This is a genomic window from Carnobacterium maltaromaticum DSM 20342, assembly GCF_000744945.1.
In the GTDB taxonomy this organism is placed as follows: domain Bacteria; phylum Bacillota; class Bacilli; order Lactobacillales; family Carnobacteriaceae; genus Carnobacterium; species Carnobacterium maltaromaticum.
Genome location: NZ_JQMX01000005.1, coordinates 64,450 through 84,073 on the forward strand (window position 1 = coordinate 64,450; position 19,624 = coordinate 84,073).

The 19,624-nt window shown below is 29.7% G+C and carries 17 protein-coding genes; 5 read left to right on the forward strand and 12 right to left on the reverse strand.

The features are described from left to right. Window positions 1-61: 61 nt before the first annotated feature. Entirely contained in the window at window positions 62-1,003 is a 942-nt protein-coding gene (locus BR77_RS17925; protein ID WP_015077931.1) for a hypothetical protein, read from the reverse strand. Then, window positions 1,000-4,899 carry a non-ribosomal peptide synthetase gene (locus BR77_RS17930; RefSeq protein WP_035067103.1) on the reverse strand — a complete coding sequence of 1,300 codons (3,900 nt, stop codon included), beginning with the start codon at window positions 4,897-4,899 and terminating at the stop codon, window positions 1,000-1,002. Before BR77_RS17930 ends, BR77_RS17925 begins: the two co-directional genes overlap by 4 nt. A gap of 163 nt (window positions 4,900-5,062) precedes the next feature. Between BR77_RS17930 and BR77_RS17935 the strand changes: the two genes are divergently transcribed. Further along, entirely contained in the window at window positions 5,063-6,283 is a 1,221-nt protein-coding gene (locus BR77_RS17935; protein WP_035067105.1) for an ATP-grasp domain-containing protein, read from the forward strand. After that, window positions 6,252-7,478 carry an MFS transporter gene (locus BR77_RS17940; protein WP_080639172.1) on the forward strand — a complete coding sequence of 409 codons (1,227 nt, stop codon included), beginning with the start codon at window positions 6,252-6,254 and terminating at the stop codon, window positions 7,476-7,478. Before BR77_RS17935 ends, BR77_RS17940 begins: the two co-directional genes overlap by 32 nt. A 361-nt stretch (window positions 7,479-7,839) precedes the next feature. Here the strand turns inward: BR77_RS17940 and BR77_RS17945 are convergent, their stop codons facing one another. The 4 genes from BR77_RS17945 to BR77_RS17960 form a co-directional block, all read right to left on the reverse strand. Then, on the reverse strand, window positions 7,840-10,395 hold the full coding sequence (locus tag BR77_RS17945; protein ID WP_015077938.1) for a DEAD/DEAH box helicase family protein: 2,556 nt from the start codon (window positions 10,393-10,395) through the stop codon (window positions 7,840-7,842). Between the two features lie 53 nt (window positions 10,396-10,448). Continuing rightward, window positions 10,449-11,339, reverse strand: a complete 891-nt coding sequence (locus tag BR77_RS17950) for a helix-turn-helix domain-containing protein (protein ID WP_035067107.1) — start codon at window positions 11,337-11,339, stop codon at window positions 10,449-10,451. A 286-nt stretch (window positions 11,340-11,625) separates the two neighbouring features. Next, window positions 11,626-12,012, reverse strand: a complete 387-nt coding sequence (locus BR77_RS17955) for a hypothetical protein (protein ID WP_035067109.1) — start codon at window positions 12,010-12,012, stop codon at window positions 11,626-11,628. Between the two features lies 1 nt (window position 12,013). Further along, entirely contained in the window at window positions 12,014-13,195 is a 1,182-nt protein-coding gene (locus BR77_RS17960; RefSeq protein WP_035067112.1) for a Tle-like phospholipase domain-containing protein, read from the reverse strand. A gap of 63 nt (window positions 13,196-13,258) precedes the next feature. On the opposite strand from BR77_RS17960, the gene BR77_RS17965 reads away from it, so the two are divergent. Further along, window positions 13,259-13,624: a DUF1433 domain-containing protein gene (locus BR77_RS17965; protein ID WP_035067113.1), complete on the forward strand. Its 366-nt coding sequence runs from the start codon at window positions 13,259-13,261 to the stop codon at window positions 13,622-13,624. Between the two features lie 74 nt (window positions 13,625-13,698). Here the strand turns inward: BR77_RS17965 and BR77_RS17970 are convergent, their stop codons facing one another. The 4 genes from BR77_RS17970 to BR77_RS18480 all read right to left on the reverse strand — a co-directional run bounded on the left by BR77_RS17970 (window position 13,699) and on the right by BR77_RS18480 (window position 14,912). Continuing rightward, complete coding sequence (locus BR77_RS17970) at window positions 13,699-13,905, reverse strand: hypothetical protein (protein ID WP_035067115.1); 207 nt, start codon at window positions 13,903-13,905, stop codon at window positions 13,699-13,701. Window positions 13,906-13,937: 32 nt separating this feature from the next. Then, a complete protein-coding gene (locus BR77_RS17975) occupies window positions 13,938-14,120 on the reverse strand; it encodes a hypothetical protein (protein ID WP_035067117.1) in 183 nt (60 codons plus the stop codon). Between the two features lie 16 nt (window positions 14,121-14,136). After that, window positions 14,137-14,280, reverse strand: coding sequence for a hypothetical protein (locus tag BR77_RS19295; protein WP_155520239.1), 144 nt, complete (start codon window positions 14,278-14,280; stop codon window positions 14,137-14,139). Between the two features lie 134 nt (window positions 14,281-14,414). Then, on the reverse strand, window positions 14,415-14,912 hold the full coding sequence (locus tag BR77_RS18480; protein ID WP_185751431.1) for a hypothetical protein: 498 nt from the start codon (window positions 14,910-14,912) through the stop codon (window positions 14,415-14,417). Window positions 14,913-15,247: 335 nt separating this feature from the next. Here BR77_RS18480 and BR77_RS18890 point away from each other — a divergent pair. Together BR77_RS18890 and BR77_RS17995 are read left to right on the forward strand one after the other, a co-directional pair. Beyond that, a protein-coding gene (locus tag BR77_RS18890; RefSeq protein WP_233463432.1) for an IS3 family transposase occupies window positions 15,248-16,389 on the forward strand; the annotation gives its coding sequence in 2 pieces (ribosomal slippage) (window positions 15,248-15,494 and window positions 15,494-16,389; 1,143 coding nt in all). 1,022 nt (window positions 16,390-17,411) lie between these two features. After that, on the forward strand, window positions 17,412-17,855 hold the full coding sequence (locus BR77_RS17995) for a GNAT family N-acetyltransferase (protein WP_035067119.1): 444 nt from the start codon (window positions 17,412-17,414) through the stop codon (window positions 17,853-17,855). A gap of 56 nt (window positions 17,856-17,911) precedes the next feature. Here BR77_RS17995 and BR77_RS18000 read toward each other — a convergent pair whose 3' ends face one another. Together BR77_RS18000 and BR77_RS18005 are read right to left on the reverse strand one after the other, a co-directional pair. Continuing rightward, complete coding sequence (locus BR77_RS18000) at window positions 17,912-18,118, reverse strand: hypothetical protein (protein WP_035067120.1); 207 nt, start codon at window positions 18,116-18,118, stop codon at window positions 17,912-17,914. Then, window positions 18,105-19,424, reverse strand: a complete 1,320-nt coding sequence (locus BR77_RS18005; RefSeq protein ID WP_035067122.1) for a Y-family DNA polymerase — start codon at window positions 19,422-19,424, stop codon at window positions 18,105-18,107. Before BR77_RS18005 ends, BR77_RS18000 begins: the two co-directional genes overlap by 14 nt. Window positions 19,425-19,624: the final 200 nt, after the last annotated feature.

A 19,624-nucleotide genomic window follows, 5' to 3' on the forward strand; every position in this document is an offset into this window, starting at 1 on the left:
CGTTTAAATAACTCATAAAGAGAAATTAGGTAAAATACTATTCATCAATACAATTAATATTCTACCTAATTGATAATTTTTTAATATCCATTTTTCTAATCAATTTCATCATATGAATTGAGGCTGTAAATTCAGACGTACGATCCAAGGAAAGTATATTATTTGAAGCATAATCTTCCCAGCACCCCAATTCCAATTGACTATCTTGCAAATATATCTCTACTTTTTCGCAATATTCTTGATAAATTGTATTTTCTGTAATTATATACAATAAATTACTTGCTATTCCAAATTTTCCAATGTAATTGTTAAAGATTGCTTGGTCTCCTATACTAATTATAATGTTGTAATACTTTTCAGCATATTCAAGATATTTAATTTCATTTGTTTTTAAATATCCGATTGCTAAATTTATTACTGCCAAAGAAAATGCATAATATAATGGACTACCATCATTATCATAAAAATCGTAAAGACGTGCAAATTTTTCTGGATACTTAGTAACATATTCATTATTTTTATATCGAATCATATAAAAGTGATTTTTAGTTTGATTTGTTACAAAATTACTAATTAAAAAATTCGAAGTTTTTTCGCCTATTAAAATATCATTGTTTAAGTAGGCACATATACCACTAAAGGCAGTACTTCTTGTTTCATATAAACTCTCTCCATTTTTACAAGAAAATCCTCCATTATCTTCGTTAAAATTTTGTAATATTTTATTGTAGGTAGTTTCTTTTAAATCATTTTTTGAAAAATAAAAATACAAAAATAACCAATAATTGTAATAATCATCACAATTTCTGTTTGTTGTAAAATCATCAGAGTAATAAAACAAGTCTCCTCTATCTTTCATTTGATTTATCATACTTAATGATGCATCTTTAGCATTACTAAGATATAAAGCTAATGGTGATTTATACAAGGCTTCATATGGTAGTCTTTCACTGTTTGCTAAATTTTCTTTTAACCAATTTACACTTCTTTTAGTAGTATTCAATATATTTCTCCTTTATTTTCAAAATATTTTTCTACTTTTTTTATAACTTTCCCATTATTTTTAGGAAGTCTGATAATAAAACACAACTTACCATTATAGGTAAATGCTGTAATGAAATATCTATCATGAATCTTTAATTTTTTTTCTTTTTCATGTTGATATTCAGTTTCATCACAATTTCCTATGAAATTGAAACCAAAATCTAATTTATCATAAATTTCGACAATTTTTTCTGATAAATAGCCAGTTCCAAACGCTAAACTATCAACAAAAACATTATTATTATAGGTTTCATCGTAACATTTCTCAACTTTATTATTATTCCATTTACCTGATTTGTTTGCATCCAAAATTAATGGAAGTGAGATATGAAAATCTCCTATCGTATTATTCCATATATTATTTTGATGTATTCTAGAATTTCGAGTTACCCTAACTGCCAAATTATTTCTCTGAAAAATAATTTCTCCTATATCTAGTGATACAGCTAATGCTTGATCTTCTATTGAATTTTCATTATTTATTGGATACTCAAAAAAATATTCTACCAATTCCTCTTTAATCACAATTTTTGACTGGGGCAACAATTTATCCAGTTCTTTGTACCACTTACTCATTATGAATTCTTTAGATTTGCAAGAAGTCGAATATTTTTTTTCTAATTCAATATACTTTTTATATCCAGAATCTGTAATATCATATTCCGCAGGTTTTTTGGAGTTTAAAATATTAAAAAATTTTAGTTTCAATATATTTTTGCTAGCTCCATCAAATATTAAATGATTGAAACCAAATGATAGTTGATAATTTGTTTCATTCAGTTTAAAAACTATAATTGAAATAAGTGGTGAATCTAATTTGAACTTAAATTTATCAATCATTTTATTTTGAACATTACTAGTAAAATTCAGAATTACATTTTGTGAAGAAATATCAAAATTCGAAATATCAATAATCTTAATATTTAAATGCTCTATTTCTTTAAAAATCGAATTGTAATAACTTAAACCATCAAATTTAATTGTGCTTCTTAATATCTCTTGATGATTTAGTAATTTCATAATTGAAACAATAATGTTATCTTCATTAAGTGTAGTAAGATTAATTGAGAAAGGAATAAACGTAAATCTTTTTTTCTTAAAAAATTTATTTTGTGGGCTGCTACACTCAAATTTTTTCACTTCATCTAGCTTCTTAAAACTTTTATTAAATTGATTTAGCTCTCGAATAATACTAAATCTAAGTTTTGAGTCTATTTCATCATCCGTTTCAATATGTGTTAATTTAAAATTATTACTTGATTTCATTATATACATTGGATAATTTTCAACAGGGACTTTACATTTAAGAAATTTTCTTACATCCTCCTCATCATTATTAGTAAAAAGAATAGTTTGTTCGTTTATTTTTTTCAGATCAAACAATTTTTCAGGAAAATTCATTCTTAATAAATTCAAAATTTCTTCGGAAAAATTTTGAGTAGATGCTATTATGAGTTTTTCTAATCCTTCAATGGTTGCATCAGCTAAAAAATGATTTACAGAGAGTTGAGTTTGGTAAAGTTGATTAATTTGTTTAATCATTTTCACAGAATTAATTGAATTTCCTCCAAGCTCATAAAAAGAATCTTTTGTACCAAATGAATCATAGCTTAATATCGTTTTCCAAACTTTATATATTTTTTCTTGTTTATCTGAAACGGGTTGTTTTAATTTCTGTATATTTCGAATTTTTTTATGAGACGGTAATAATTTTTGATTTACTTTCCCATTATTTGTTAGAGGTATTTCTTCCATTAGGAAATAAAATGACGGTATCATATATTCTGGTAACTTAGTTTCTAGATATTTACGTAAAACTTCACGACTATATAAGTTTTTATCTTCATATACAACATAGGCGCATATATATTGAGTCTTTTCATCTGTAACTACGTTTACGAACACATCTTTGACAGCGGAATAATTGCGTAATAATGTAGCTATTTCTTCCAATTCAATTCGATACCCTCTAATCTTAACTTGTGTGTCAATTCGACCCAGGTAATCAATGTTACCATCCGACAACCATCTAGCTAAATCACCAGTACGATACATTAGTGATTTATTTCCAAATGTATTTAAATGAAATTTCTCTGAAGTTAATTTTGGACGATTATAATATCCTTTAGTAACTGATACTCCACTTACGCAAAGCTCACCTGGTATACCTGCAGGTAATGGCTTATCGCTACTGTCTAAAATGTATACATCATTATTTGCTACAGGTCTACCAATTGGTACAGACCTATAATCTAATTCATCAGCTATCCAATAACTCGTAACTATACTCGCTTCAGTAGGACCATACGCATTCACATACTTTAGCTTACCTCTAAATTTATCTACTAATTTAGTATTAGAATCACTTCCACCAGTAATTACGATTTCAAGAGTCTCATTTTGTTCACTTAATTCTTGTGCCACAAAAACTGGAAGAAATGCAACTTGAATTTTTTTTGTAGTTAAATAATTATTTAACTTATCTGAATCAGTCATCATATTTTTAGGAATGATATGTAGCTGACCTCCACTTAGCAAGCACATCCATATCTCCCATACCGAAGCATCAAATGCAATACTTGCTGTTTGAGTCATTTTCATATTACTTCTCATGTTCATAGATTTATTAAAACTTAGAATTAAATTGATCACTCCAATATGTGGTACTATTACACCTTTTGGTCTTCCAGTTGTACCAGAGGTATATATCATATAAGCATCTAAATTTTTGGATTGATATTTAGTAATTGAATGATTTTTTTTGGTTGTAATTACTTCACTAATTTGTAAAAAATTGACATCATTTATTTCATAGCAAAGACTATCTGTAAAAATAGTTTTAACATTACTGTCCTTAATAATGTACTTTACTCGTTCTTCAGGTAAAGAAGTATCAATTGGGAGGTAAGCTGCTCCAGCTTTCATAATTCCAATCATTACAGCTATCATTTCAATATTCTTGTCGCAATATATACCAATAATGCCGTTACCTAGTAAATCTTCACTAGTTAAATAATCAGCAACATTATTCGATTTTTCGAATAACTGTCCATATGTTAATGAATGTGCACCATATATAACAGCTACTTTTTCCATTCTTTTTTTAGCAATCTCATCAAATAAATTGTATAAATATTGATTATTGTGTACTTCATTTAGTTCATAATAATCATGGAATTCATTCAAGTTATTATTGCTACCAATATTTATGCTACTTAACTCTCCCTCTTGAAGCTTGTGAATATTTATAAATACTTTCATAAGTGTTTTAATAAAATCTTCAATAATTTTTTCTCGGTAAAGACCACTTGAATAATTAACCTTAATTTGAAAAGAATTTTCTTTCTCTTTAATAAATACAAAAAAATAATAATCACTATTTGGTCTCATAACATCAAATTTGTCAAAAACTAACTTTGTCGCACTAATATTATTTTTCCCCATTTTTTTATAGTCTTTGAATTTAAATCCCTTATTTTCAGAAATAGAGGTTAAATATTTTTTTATAAAATGTATATTTTCTTTGACACTTGTATTCTCAAAATCAAATGGAAACGGGAAAAATTCCCCATCATAATCTACATCAAACATCACACGGTTGTTAAGTGTATACTTAGTAAGTAAGAAAGCATAACTTAAAATAAAATTACTAATAATATCATTCTTTTTCATTTCTTCAATATTCATTTCTTTTTTTGTAAAGTATAATGATAACTCCCCTCGCAAATCTTTCTTTTCTTCAGTATCAACAAATTCTGGTGTTATCATACTACTAACTAAACCTTCATTACAAAATTCATGCCAATAGTTATAGGCAAAAAAATAATTGTTACTTAATGAAAATTGTCTTTTCATAATTACCTCCTTTATGTTATAATTTATTCTAATCAAATCATAACCAAAAACCAATGTAAAAACTTTTTTTTCTAATCATAATCTTTAAATTAAAATAATTCAAGTATTTTTTGAGAATAAATTTTTTTTTTAATTCCAAAGAATATATTCTGGAGGGAAGAACATGAAATTAATAGCAATTTTAAATCGCTATTCGGAGAACACGCTTGACTACAAAAAAGCATTGAACAACATAGAGGCTGATTTTTTATTCATAACTAGAACAAAACATAAAGATATTTTTAAAGACTATTTTTCTAATCGTAAAACATTCGATACTTTTCACGAAAATAAAAATATAGAAAATTTTTTATCGGAAATAAACTTAAAAAATAAAATTGATTCAATTGTTGTTTCTCATGAATTTGACATTGAAAAGGCTGCCCATATTCGTGAGAAATTAAAAATTAAAGGTCAATCATTAAACAGTGCTGTTTGTTTTAGAGACAAAAATGTAATGAAAGAAAAATTGAAAGATATAGTTAATATTCCAAAATTTTCTCAAATAAATAACTTTAGTGAATTAGAAAATTTTAAAAAAGAGCATGGCTATCCTTTTATAGTTAAACCTATTGACGGAGCTGGTTCTGTTGGATTTTTTCAATTTCATAACAACAATGATTGGGAAGAGTATAGGCTACACAAGCATAACTATCCATTGATTGCTGAAGAATTTATATTTGGCGAAATGTATCACCTTGATGGAATTTTTTCTAATGGTGAAATAAAAGCTTTTAGTAGTGGAATATATGTAAATGGATGTTTGGCTTTTTTTGAAAACAAATACAATGGTTCTGTTCTAATAAGCGAGAATAGTCTAATGTATGCTCGTCTAAAAACCGAAATTACAAAGGTTTTACAAGCATTAGAAACACCAAATCATGCTATTTCATTCCATGGTGAATTTTTTCACACGGCTGATGATAAATTAATATTTTGTGAAGTAGGATCACGTGTCGGAGGAGGAAAAATTAATGAAGTTTTTGAATTAAAATATGGAATTAACTTACTTAATGAATCTATACGTGCTCAATGTGATCCTGAATATGACAACACTAAACTAAATATAACAACCTCTAAATACGAGTATGGATGGATGCTTGTTCCTCCCAAAAAAGCAATTTTGGTTTCAATTAATGAAAATATTCCTTTTGACTGGATAGTAAAAATTTCTTTTAGAAAAAGTAAAATCGGTGAATTTCTTGATGGTGGTAATTCTAGTGTATCTGAGTATGTTTCAGTCATAATAAAAGGTAAAGATTCAGAAGAAGTTAAAAAAAGAATGGAAATCACTGATAAATGGTTAAACGATAATGTTACATGGGATTATAAAGGAGAAGAATAAAATGTTTAATTACCTTTCTAGCACTATAAAATTACGATTACTTATGAATTTCATTAGTAAAGCTACATCATCAATGCTACTCCCATTTGTCACAATCTTATATGCAAAAGAATTTGGAATTGTAATTGCTGGTACATTAATTAGTATTACAAGTTTTTTCCAAATTGGATTTAGTATTTATGGTGGTCAACTAACAGAAAAATTTGGCCGAATCCCTCTCATGAAATGGGGTGAGTGTATTAAACTATTTTGCTTTTTAGTACTTTTATTTTATTCCAATACTTGGATTGTGTTTTTTGTGATTACCATCATTTCAGCAGCTCAAGGATTTATTAATCCTGCTATTGATTCCATGCTAATAGATGAAAGTAATGACGAAATAAAAGCAAAAGTATTGTCTCTAAACAATTGGATTTATAATACTTCATACTTAATAGGTGCAATGATAGGTGGTTGGTTATTTCAAAAAAATTTCGTTGTAATTGTTATTTTACTTATACTAAGTAGTCTTTTTGTACTTTGGAATATATTTGCTAATATGAATGAAACACATATTGTACTCCAATCTAAAAAACTTAAATATGGATTTTTTAGTTCTTATTCAGAAGTTATAACTAACAAAAAATTTGTGCTATTTTCTATAGGAATGATGTTCTTTCTTTTTTTACAAAGAACCTTAACTAATTACATTGCTGTTAATTTTAAAAGTACATTAATTCCTTTTACTCAAATAATGTTAAACCAAGAACAATTATTATCTGTTGTCTTAACAATTAATACTATTTTGGTAATAGCTTTTTTACCAATAGTAACTTTTAAATTTAATATATTAAAAACAAGATTTTTTTTGATACTTTCAATGATTCTAATCCCAATTGGTTTTTTCGTTCTTTCATATTCAAATACATTTTCACATATTATCATTGGAACAATATTATTTACTGCCGGAGAGTTAGTTTTCACTCCAAGTATGCAAGCTGTATTTATTTCAACCATCGATGAAGATAACAAAGGGCCTTATAATGCTATACTAAGCACCTTTCAGTCAATTTCAAAAATTTTATCTTCAATTTTTCTATCAGTATCTGTTATATTCACACAATTCGGTAATGCCTCACTTCTTTTTATAGTTGGTTTTTTAGGTATATTATTAATTCTTCTAGTAAGTGACAAACCAAATAAATTAATTACCTAACATTTAAATAATATATTTATTTTACAAGTTAAACAGCTAGAGTAGTTACCAACTTATAAGTTGGTAGCTACTCCTTTTGTTTTTACTAGTAATTTTATTATGGCATGATTTAATATTGGCACGGAGACCTACATAAATCACTTTGACTAAATAAACCAGTAGAGTACACCATAATGGCTGATTTTATTTCCCAAGATAAATTTTTCTAATGACCACCAATACTACAGAAAGTTCTAAAAATAGAGTTATCAATATGATTATTTCCAATTTTTAAATTAATAACAAATCGAAGATTCCAACAATTTTTCTTCTTTATCATTGGACATTTTTGCCTATTAATTTGATTCAAGTTTGCTTAGTTTTAGCTATTGTACGGCTTTGATTCTTCACTATAAGTTTTAAGTGAATCAATGCTTAAATCATGAAGCTCCAACAATTGACTTATCTTGTTAATTGAAATATCTGCAAAATCAGTATTTTTAAATTCTTTTGTAAAATCACTTACATTTTTAACTAACTTATTTAACATTTTTTCTCTTATTATATTTACATCTTCATTAAACCCACCTGCTGGATCAAAATATTTTGTTCCTACTATCATAAAGTTTGTGTGTATACTATTCTTATATTCTCGATTAAACCACGAAATTGAATTATTCATTTGACCCGTTTCATCTTTATAAATATATTTTCTTGTTGATTTAACCATATTTTTACATTCAAACACAAAAAACTCATTTTCTCTTACTGCCCAAACATTATCTGGACCCTTTTTATAACTTTTGTCCGGGCGTTGAGTTTCAAACCCTAATAAAATCCCCAAAATGTCAAAACTACTCTCAAAGGCTTCCGAATTTTTACCCATTCTAAGTTTATCTGAAATTTCATGCATTAGTAGCTCTAGTTCATTATAAGTTCTCAGTTCACTAATATATTTTTTTATATTTTCCGCTCTATGAGAATTTTCAATACTTCCAATTTTAGAAACCTCTATATTACTAGGATATAGTAAAAGATAATTATTAATGCGATGAGCAATTGTCTGTACCTCTATAGCTTTTGATTTTGAAATTTCATAACAATATTTTGCTTTTTTTTGTAAATACCATCCTTTTTCATAATCGTCGATCACATATTTATCTATAAATGGCTGAATTTTTTCTATTGCTTTTTGCTTCTCACCATTCATAAAAAGGTTATCAATTTTCCTTTCCTCTTCAAGTTTCTCTACAGCACTTATATCAATTATATTTTCAGATTGATCATCCATTCGTTCTTTATAAAATAATTTCCAACCTTCATCTCTTTTTAATAATTGGTTTATTAAACTTGAAAACACAGTATATGGTGCTTTACCTTTTTCAATATCTTCTTTTGCAAAATCAACCAGCTCTTTGCCTATTAATATTTGTTTTTTAGTAAATGTAGAGAAATATTTTTGATTATTATTAGTTTGAACAAACCTAGTCAACTCCGTTCCAATTAAAACAATTACTGAAAAATCTTTTTCACCACGTACACTACGGCCCATTCCTTGTTCAATTTTTTGTGCTTTTTTTCTATTTAACTGTTCAGAATTTGAAATCACTGAAGATAAATAGCGGTCTTCCAAAGATTCAAAAGATGGGATTGAATCAATCACCAGTATTCTACATAAATTATCAGGCAAATCAATACCGTCATACCTATTAGAAAAAACTACTGTCTGTGGTTTTTCACTAGCCTCAAGATATTTTACACTCTCATTTATATCTCCAGTACTAACGATTTTAGATCCATATTTGTTCCAATCTTGTGTCAAAGAAAAACTCGGTGTTAGTGCAATTCTTCCAATCAAACTAGCATTACCACCCCACGGTTGTCCAAAATAGTGAACCATTTCAGTACGGTTTAACGTTTTTTCAATTAAAGAAGGAATAAGAACCATTTTTTCACCAGACCATTCTTCTTTATCTAATTTTAGTGGTTCTAACAAATTACTTGCTGGTATTCCCAACTCTTTAATTAAAATTGAATCTTCACTAGCCGTAGCAGACATATATATTTTAGATTTTGCATTATAAAAACTACCAAATATTTTCAACGGCATCTGATATGGAATGATTTCAACTTTTTCTGCGGATATATAACAATCAGTGTATTTTAAGCTGTCTTTTATTATTGGCCAAGCATACTTTATTTCATTTTCATTTGAGTAAGCAGCAATAATTTTAGTTATTGCATCAATATTGTCATGCCAAGCCCAATAAGGAACTGGTAACATTGGTACTGTTGAGGAATCATTATTTTTAAATTTAACTAATTCTTCAAACGTTCCCAATCCTTGAAGTTTAATATCTTCTTTTAGCAGCTCAAATATTTCTGTGTACGCACCCTTTGTTTTCTCTTTAGAAAAATTCATTCTTGTTGCCTGTCTAATTGATTCAATACAAGCATGCGCATCATCTATGACAATTCCCTCCACATCTATAGATTTTGCTCCTAATCCAAATTTTGAAAACCCATGAAACATGTATTGAACTGTAGTAATTAGTATGGCTTCTGAATTTGTAAATTCTGGAGGAATTGCCCTATCTGATCCCACAGAGCAAACTTTTAATCCAAATTGCTTCGCTTGGGCTATAGTTTGATCAACTAAAAATGAGTTGGGACAAATATACATTACTGGTCTATTCTCCTTATTTAAAATTGATTGTAAAATTAATAAACCAACTAAAGTTTTTCCTTGACCTGTGTTCATTTTGAGTATTGTGTGAGCTTTATTACTGAATTTTTCAAACCATTTATTTAAAATCTCTGTCTGGACATCACGTAACGGTCCTTTTTCAGCAAATCTATCTAAAGTATCATAGATTTCAACTGGATCTATCTCTTTTTCTTTTTTTATCATAGTTATTTTATTTCGAAAATCTACCATTTTAAACTCACTCCATTTCCATTTTTATTACACAATCTATTTTGATTGCTTATTTAACAATAATTGTATCTATTTAATTTAAATTCAGCCATATCCATTGCTATTGCTTCAGTAACGATTTTATTTTTGTTTAATATAGCAACTGATGCTGCATGGAAGTAAAATTCTTCTGCTTCTTTCATTTTTCCTAGTTTTGCCAGGTTAAATGCTTTTTCATAAAACAATCGATCTAACTCGAAATTTGTATGATTCATTTGTTGTAGCGCAATACCTAAATTACAGAGATCAACCGCCTTCTCATAATGTTCAATTTGAGAATAAAATTTTGCACTATTAAAATAAACACTAGTAATATCAAAACTATCCCTTATTTCCCCTAGATTTTCTATTAATTCTTCTAACTGACTAAGCGCTTTTTCATAATAGGTCAAGGCTTTATCTAAATCAGAATTAAGTACGTACGCAATTCCAACACCATTCGTTGCTAAAACATCAATCAACTCTACATTTGTTTCTGATTTATCAGACAATACCAAATTAAAGTAGTAGTGAGCTTCAGTAAAATTTTTATTGGCAATTAACTCCGTCAGTCCTAAGTAATAGTGATACTTCTTAATTTCATAGCTTTTTTCTAATTTTTTTATATCTATTTCTTTTACTAATAAATCATGCGCCTCTTTATGTTTATACGTTGCACATAATTGTTTTACCTGGTTAAAGATAGCTGCATTGTAGTTAGAATTCATTAACGTGTAATCAGATATTTCACTAAATTCTATATCAAGTCTGTTCGCAATGGCTATTAATATAGGCAAATTCGGCATCCCCGACTTGTTCTCTAAATTGCTGATAGTAGCTTGTGTACAAATCCCTTCAGCTAACTCACCTTGTTTGAGTCCTTTTGCTAAACGCTTTTCTTTAATGACTTCCCCTAATGTTTTCATCGTTAAGCTCCCTCTCTTCTAAGATTAAATAGTATTGATTAATTGTACCCTAACCGTTATGATTAATATAGTAATAAATAGTTATCTTTCAAAAAGGAGGCCACTTGCATGACCATTGACGATATGATCAACCTATCTTCAGATTTAACAGGTTTTTCTCCATATGGAAATATTCCTTATGGATAATTCAACACCATTAACCTAATTAAAAAGAAAACGCATTCCTTGATTATTGTATACAAACCCGTCTCTCATTATAAAAGTGACGGGTTTATTTTAGGACGTTTCATATCCAATTTGAAGATTTAAATGATTGTTTAAATGTTTTCATATCTTCTACGGAATCCGCTACATTAGTTACTAGAGAGCCCATATCTGTCTGCAATTTCTTACCAGCATGACTCGTAAAAGCATCTTTTAAATTTGTTTTAGCTTGTGAAACTGAAAGCCCACTGTCCTGGCACCATTCATGAGTGAGTAAGCTTTGTTGTTCTGGTACCGCACGCTGCAGTTCAGCTTTTAATTGTTCTCTCAATGCTTGCTTCTGATATCCTGCTTTGGCCCAATCAAGAACGTCTTCTAACGAATGACGAACGGCATCCGAAACTTCTTCTCCCAAATTTTCTAGTTCCTTTTGCACTTTATTCAATTCATAAAAAAAATCAATACTCATGTTAAGATCCTCCAAGAATAGTACTTAAATTTTTGGCCATGTTTTTATCTGCAGTATCAAATTGAGTGGCCGCTACTCCAATTTTATCTTTTAGGTGGGAAAGACTTTTCTTTGTTTTTTCCAAATCATCAATCAGACTCTCTTTCATTTTACGATCATAAAAATAGTACGATCTGCCTTTATAGGATTGTGCCAGTTCTTCAAAAATTTCTTCTACATCGTTACTTGTTAAATGGCTAAAACTTCCAACCCCCATTTTATCCACATAAGTAGAATAAATTGTCTTAATTTCTTTATCTAAATTATCCGTTACTGTTGAAATCATTTCTTGTGTAAAATACAATTTTTGTATAGCAGAATCAAAATGATCTAGCTGATTCAGTATCTCTTCAGGATCAACTCGGACCATAATAGAACCATCACCGTTAAACATTCCTGCAAAACTTCCACCCATATGCCCTACAACCCACAAATCGCTTTTCGCACTCTTTGCCATGATTCTTGAGCCAATTATTTCCCCAGCTGGTAGATAACCTACTGGATCATTTTTATGACGATAATCACGAATCATGTCATCATATTTTCCGTCACGAACGGCTTGTTGTAATTCTGGAGGTAATAATCTAAACGCTCTTGCTGCTGCAAACGTAGTCGCTTTAGCATCCATTATTACTGCCATGTATTGAGCGAGTGCCCCACCTAAACTATGACCAGTAAAACTATAATTTTGTGGGTTATACTCTTGAATCGATTGACGTACAAAGGCATCGTATTGGATAAATTGATTCTGGGCATTAACTTGCTCGATTTCTGCTTTTTTTAACTCTTCTGGGCTCACAGAGCTACTCCCTAATACAATTCCATTGGTTTTAACCCAATCATTGTAGCCATCCTCGCCCATTTCGCTTCCACGAGAAACGAACACCATATTTTCAGGGGCTTTAATCTTTCCTGAGCATAAAGCTTTATATTCATCTAAAGATATAACTGCCATAGCTTGAAGCCCACTATCGGTGCTAATTGAATTAATTGTAACCCACTTTGACCCATCATTTGCATTTATAGTTTCCAGTTTCTTCAATTCGTCAATAGAAAGTTTTGTAACGCTGTTTATGTTTAGCCATTTGTCATCATACACTGAATCCGCTAATTTCCAATATTGTTCATCTGTTAGTTGTGTCATTTAACTTCCTCCTGTATAGTTACTGTATAGATTACTTTATTAATAGATTTGAGGCGTGGTGGTATGAAAAAATTTTTATTTGTATTTATAACAACTATTTTAATTATAACAGGAGGTTGGTTAATTGTGAAAGAGATTCAAAAAAAAGAATTATTAACAGAAAATGCACCACTTATTGAAAAATATTTAAAATACAATTATGAAGGAATTAAATCTGTAACTTTTTCAGAGGTAAAAGTAAACCCAACTGGAGTTCCACACATAATAGGTTATGTAAATAACGATAAAGATACTTATTTCAGTGCTGGTATTTATAATGAAAAATTTGATGGAGATATCGGTGTAAGTAATATTCCAATGACAGATAACAATTTGGAATTTGGAGCAAAAAGTGTTTCTGACATTGAAAAAGAAGAAAAAAACAAATAAAACGATTATAAAAACGACTTAAATAAACAAGTAAGGGCAACACTAAAGTAATATTTAGTGATGCCCTTACTTGTTTATTCTTTCTCTTGTTCTTCTATCCAATCCTCAAAACGTTTTTCTACAGTCTGATAGCATCCTATACAAGTAAATCTATCCGTATCAGCTTCATAGGAGCTTTCAAAACTCTCAACTGCTTCTTCAAGCGTGAGATTAAATAGTTCTGAAACACATTGATAATAGTAAATATCTTTAGGCTCTCTGCAACAATACCGACACTTCATAGGCATCCCCCTCATCATATAGGAGGTATGGATCACTTTACCTTATAAACAATTCTCATCGCTTCTGGCATAGGTTGAACCGCTATGTTTTTTCTTACTCCAGTTTCAGTAGTCCCAAACTCGTCATCTAACCAACGTTGCAGTTCAGAGCGTTCTGTGGACTCAAAATAAACCTTATGAGTCTCAATTCCAACTAATTTGAACAATTTTGTCAATTTTTATGGATCTCCTTCAGAGATTATTTTTTTCTTTTGCATCAATTTTATCCAGGGTTAATTTTAAAATTTCCAAGTAAAGTCGATCGTCTTTATTTTCTATATTCACTTCTTTTTTAAGCTCAGAAAACAACAGTGCTGCTTTTTGGAAATTATCCATTTTATCCCTCTTTTTCTTGCTTACTTTACTTTAAAGTACCTTAATACGCCTTTAAAAGCAACTCATATATTAAAATGGACTAAACAATAAAAACAGAGTAATGAAATCTCATCTAACTTCTTAAACTCAAGAAGTTATTCTTTTCTCCCTATATAAAAAAAAGTCATAATATTATTAAACTCTTCTATTTCTTTTTCGACACTATTTATCCTACCCTTTTTATTATAAAACGGTAATGCACTCTCAAAATCAAGATATTGAATACCTCCATGCCTAATATATTCATTTACTTTAGATACCTTATCTAAACAACATTCATACATATTAGACTGTAACATTTCAACAAACTCTGTCCCATATTCTTTTTCCATTTCGTTGAAAGCTTTTTTTGATATTGTATTTAGTTGTAGCAATTTCTCTTTTTTTTCTTCTACCCACTCCATTGCAACATCTAAATTATAACATTTAAGTTTTGCTAGAACTAATTTATCTATTACAGCAATATTTGTTGAGTCTTTCTTATATAGAAAGCTTAAAACTTTTTCTCTAATGACTGGAGGAAGAAAAGAAAATGAATACATAACATCATTTCTTGTGCCAAACTCATAAGCTTCAAAATAATTTATTAGCAAAAAAGCATAAATGTCAAATAATTTATCTGCTGCTTTATCAAAATCATGTTTAGTTACCTGTGTAGGATTTTGAGTATGTGTGTTATTGTTTCCATAAGCGGTTATAACCTTTAAAGCATCTAATAAATATTCGGAATTACTAATCTTAGATAATTGTTCTTTGATTTTTTTATCTCCTAAAGTTAAACGTTTACCAGGAGAGTAATTTAATATTTTTCGAATAACTATTTCTGTATATCTTCTTATGATACTTTGGATATATACTAATAAAGTAGACAGTATTTTTAATGGTATACTGTTTATAAGTAGACACTAAAACGAAAGGAATGATTCAAATGTCCAATTACAAAAAATATGATGAAGAATTTAAGAAAAGCCTTGTTAATCTTTACCATGGAGGTAAAACACAAACTTCGTTGTGTAAAGACTATGGCGTTTCCTTTACAGCGTTATCCCGCTGGGTAAAACAATATTCTGAAGTTCAAATTGAAGATGGTTCTATCCTTACTGCTAAACAGATTAAAGACTTACAGAAGAAAAATGCTTTATTAGAAGAGGAAAACCTCATCTTAAAAAAAGCGATTGCCATCTTCACGCCACACTCAAACAACGATTAGATGCGGTTCATTTATTACGTTTTGATCATTCTATTGTGCGCCTTTGTAGAGTCTTAAACGTAAATAGAAGTACCTATTATAAACACTTTGACCCAACTCCTGCTCCTAGAACTGTTGAAAATCAACAGCTTCGACAAACCATTTTTTCTATCTATATGGATTCTAAAAAACGATTAGGTGCTGCGAAAATAAAAGTTGTTCTTGAGCGTGATTTTGGAATTTTCATTAGTGTTGGGCGAGTGTACCGATTAATGAAATCAATGGATTTGCCAAAAATGTCTACAGCTAAGCCGAAATTTTTATATGCGAAACCAAAGGTTTCTTTAGCTTACTCAAATCACTTAAACCAACAATTCAATCCGACTGAACCGAATCGAGTTTGGACGAGCGATATTTCTTACATTCCTGTTAATAAAGGGTTTGTTTATCTCTGTGTCATTTTAGATTTATTTTCCAGGAAAATTATAGGATGGCGCGTTCGTCCAACTATGGAAGCTTCTTTAGTCCTTGAGACACTTGAAACAGCTGTGAATCAAAGAAATCCCAAAGAGCCTGTTCTATTCCATACAGATCGTGGAAGCCAATACTGTGCGACTAGTGTTCGTCAATTTTTAGACACACATAACCTCGTTCCATCTTATTCCAAAGCAGCTTACCCATGGGATAATGCCGTAAACGAGTCTTTTTTTAAATATATGAAAAAAGAAGAACTGAACCGCAGAACATTTAGAACAATCCAAGAAGTTGAACAATCTTCATTTGAATATATAGAGGGTTTTTACAATTCAAAACGCCCCCATTCAGCAAACAATATGATGACCCCGAATGAAAAAGAAAAAATCTATTTTGGGTCTATCTAAATTGTATCTATTTTTGTGTCTACTTTATTGACATCTGTCCACTTATTTTAGTAGTATAGGAAGTGTTGTTATAATAAATATCACCAATTAACTCACTAATTAATGGTACATATATATCATCCTTATATTTACTCATCATTTATGAAAACCTCACTTTTTTATTATTCTACTATTTTCATTGACTCTGGCATTAGATTAGTTTCTATTTTTTTTCGTATACCTTTCCCAGTTTCACTGAACTCATCATATAACCAACGTTGCAATTCTGGACGTTCCTTTGACTTAAAATAGACCTTATTGCTCGTTACTCAAACTAATTTAAATATTTTTGTCATCTTATAACAAAATCCATTTCATTTGTTACTAGTATTCTATGCAAGGGGTCCTTAATTGAATACTTATTCAATATTAAAATGACCAAAAAAAATGAATAACCATTAATAAATGGTTATTCATCACATAATTATTAGAAACAAATAAGAAATAACCCTTATATGTTGCATAACTTAGTAAAGTATGCTATAATAAAGAGTAAGGGTTTTTTATCCTTAACTAAAATTGAAAGGAGACACACATGTCATATTTTGAAAGGAGACCAATATGTCGTATTTAGAAAAGAATTATTTTGAAATATTTGGATTGATTATCTCATTAAGTCCATATATAGCTTTCGCACCTTTAAGTGCTGTAATTATCTTTGTACTAATTGTACTAGGTCATTACTTAATATCAACATCGAACGGCAATTCGAATGGTGATAGTAACAACTAAATCAAACGTCTTAACTAAGAATACACCGAATATAATGTTTTGTCAACATTTTTTGTAAATAAAATTGACAAATTTGAGAACCGCAGTACATATGATCTATTTTTTGCTCTTTCTTATGTATAGCTATGCGGTTTTCAATCTATTATATTTGAAGTCTTACATCGTAAACGTTAGTAAGGTTTACGATGTGAAGATTTTATTTTCATTCTCACCATCTATCTACTATAAACAATTTGAAATGAGGAATAACAATGATAAAAATAAACATTGATTTAAAAAGTGAAATTGAATCCTGGGGGGTTCCTGCCATTTGGGAAAAATTAAAACTTAGACACGAGTTTTACAACGATTATAATACGGAAACTAGCCAACATTTTTTTATTATTGATAGTGCAGATAATGAAATATTTGAGTTTTGTTTTTCTGTAGCGACAACTGAAAATGGATCGATATATATAGAATTAGATCAAATAACCGTTAATCCAAAAGATAGAAGACAAGGTATCGGAAAATTTTATTTGACTCGATTAAAAGAGTTTTGTAAAAAAAATTCTATCTCTGAGATTCGACTGACACTATGTACCACTGGTGAAAATATCTCATATGAGAATGCGTATACTGACAAGAATGAGCTAGAAAACTATTATAGGAGAATACTAGAAGATAAGACTATACATCTTACTACAAGACACTAATTTATTTAAATGGTGTAGGTAGCCATATTTCTTCCTACACCATTATATATATATTGTTAAAAAGACAAAAAATTTTCCCAATCTGCAAATATTGGAGTTGAATAATCAAATTTTTCTCCTTCAGTTAATAACTGAAGATAAAATGTTAAACGATTGCTTCCTATTTCGAGATACTCACATTCTCCTAATCCCTGCAAGGATTCTTGTAAGTCGTTTAACGTCATTTCCCCTGATTCATACGCTAGAATATCATTCATTTTCATCTATGCCTGCAATAGCTTTAGTACGTCCACTAGCATGACCACCGACTAACGAACTACGCTTAATTGCTGTTGCTCCTTCTATTAAACTGCTTGCGTGGACAATTGATGAAAAACCATATTTCCCTCTTACTCTATCAACAATATCATCAATTACAAGCTCATTTAACTGGCTTTCAGGCTCTTTAAACAGATTCAATTGTACAGCTAAATCAACTTTTAATTTTGAACACGAAACCCCTAAATGGCGCACTGGTGACCCTGTGTAATACTTGTTGAAAATAAATAAGCAGTGCTTTGCTATCTCCTTCGTATTGTTAGTAAATGGAATTTTCATTTGTCTGTTAAAGCCTTTTTCAGTTTGATTCATTGAATAACCGACCATCAATGACACACAACCACTTTGGCAATCGTGCTTCCTTAAACGACTTGCGACCTGCTCGGCTATTTCTTTTATAACGACTTCTATTTCTTCTTTTATATAATAATCCTTTGTAAGGACTTGTGAGTTTCCGTATGATTTTTCAAGCGTCATGTGCTTTTTTGTAATGTCGCTTCTGTCTAAGCCCCAGCTATGTGCATATAATTGTTCTCCAAGTACGCCGAATTTGTTCTTTAGCCTCATTACATCAGCATTGGCTAATTCTCTTACAGAGCGTATTCCCATCAATTTTAGCTTATTTGCTGTTTTAGAACCAATCCCCCAAAAATTGGTGAGCGGATCAATACTCCAAACCTTTTCTTGAACGTCTTCATAACGCCATTCAGCTTTAAAATCTTTGGCGTTTTTGGCTTCATTATCCAGGGCTAGTTTTGCTAAAAGTAAATTGTCCCCTATCCCAACCGTCACATATAAACCAAGACTATGGTATATATCTTTTTGGATTTTACGAGCGATTTCGTAAGCGCTAGAGTGAAATAATTTTTTGACTGGTGACACTCTTATAAAGGCTTCATCGATAGAGTAGACTAAAATATCATCCTCTATAGCGTACTTCCTGAATATATTAAGTATCTCTTTGTTTTTCTCTATATAAAGGGACATTCTTGGAGGTACTATTATGAGGTCTTTGTGTTCGGGTAAATCATATTTACGCATAACGTTTGAGATTCCTAGACGTTTTTTCGACGCAGGCGACGCTGCTAGGACTAAACCGCCTGCATTTTCAGCGTTTGACATTACCACCAACATGGCTTTTAAAGGGTTTAATCCACGCTCTACACATTCAACTGAAGCGTAAAAACTCTTAACATCAACACATAAAATATCATCTTTTGGCTCAATAAAATAATCCATTTCTAGCCCCATTTTGTTCAATCCCTTTCTACTGTTTTTACTCATTATACGAACTTATGTTCGCGTTGTAAAGTGAATAGTACCAACAAAAGATAAAAAAAAGAACTCTAATATGAGTTCTTTTCTCTTCTGATTAACTACCAGCAATTTAATCATTTCATAATAATAAAATAACGATTAAATATAAATTGACACTAATTGGTTTAGATTAC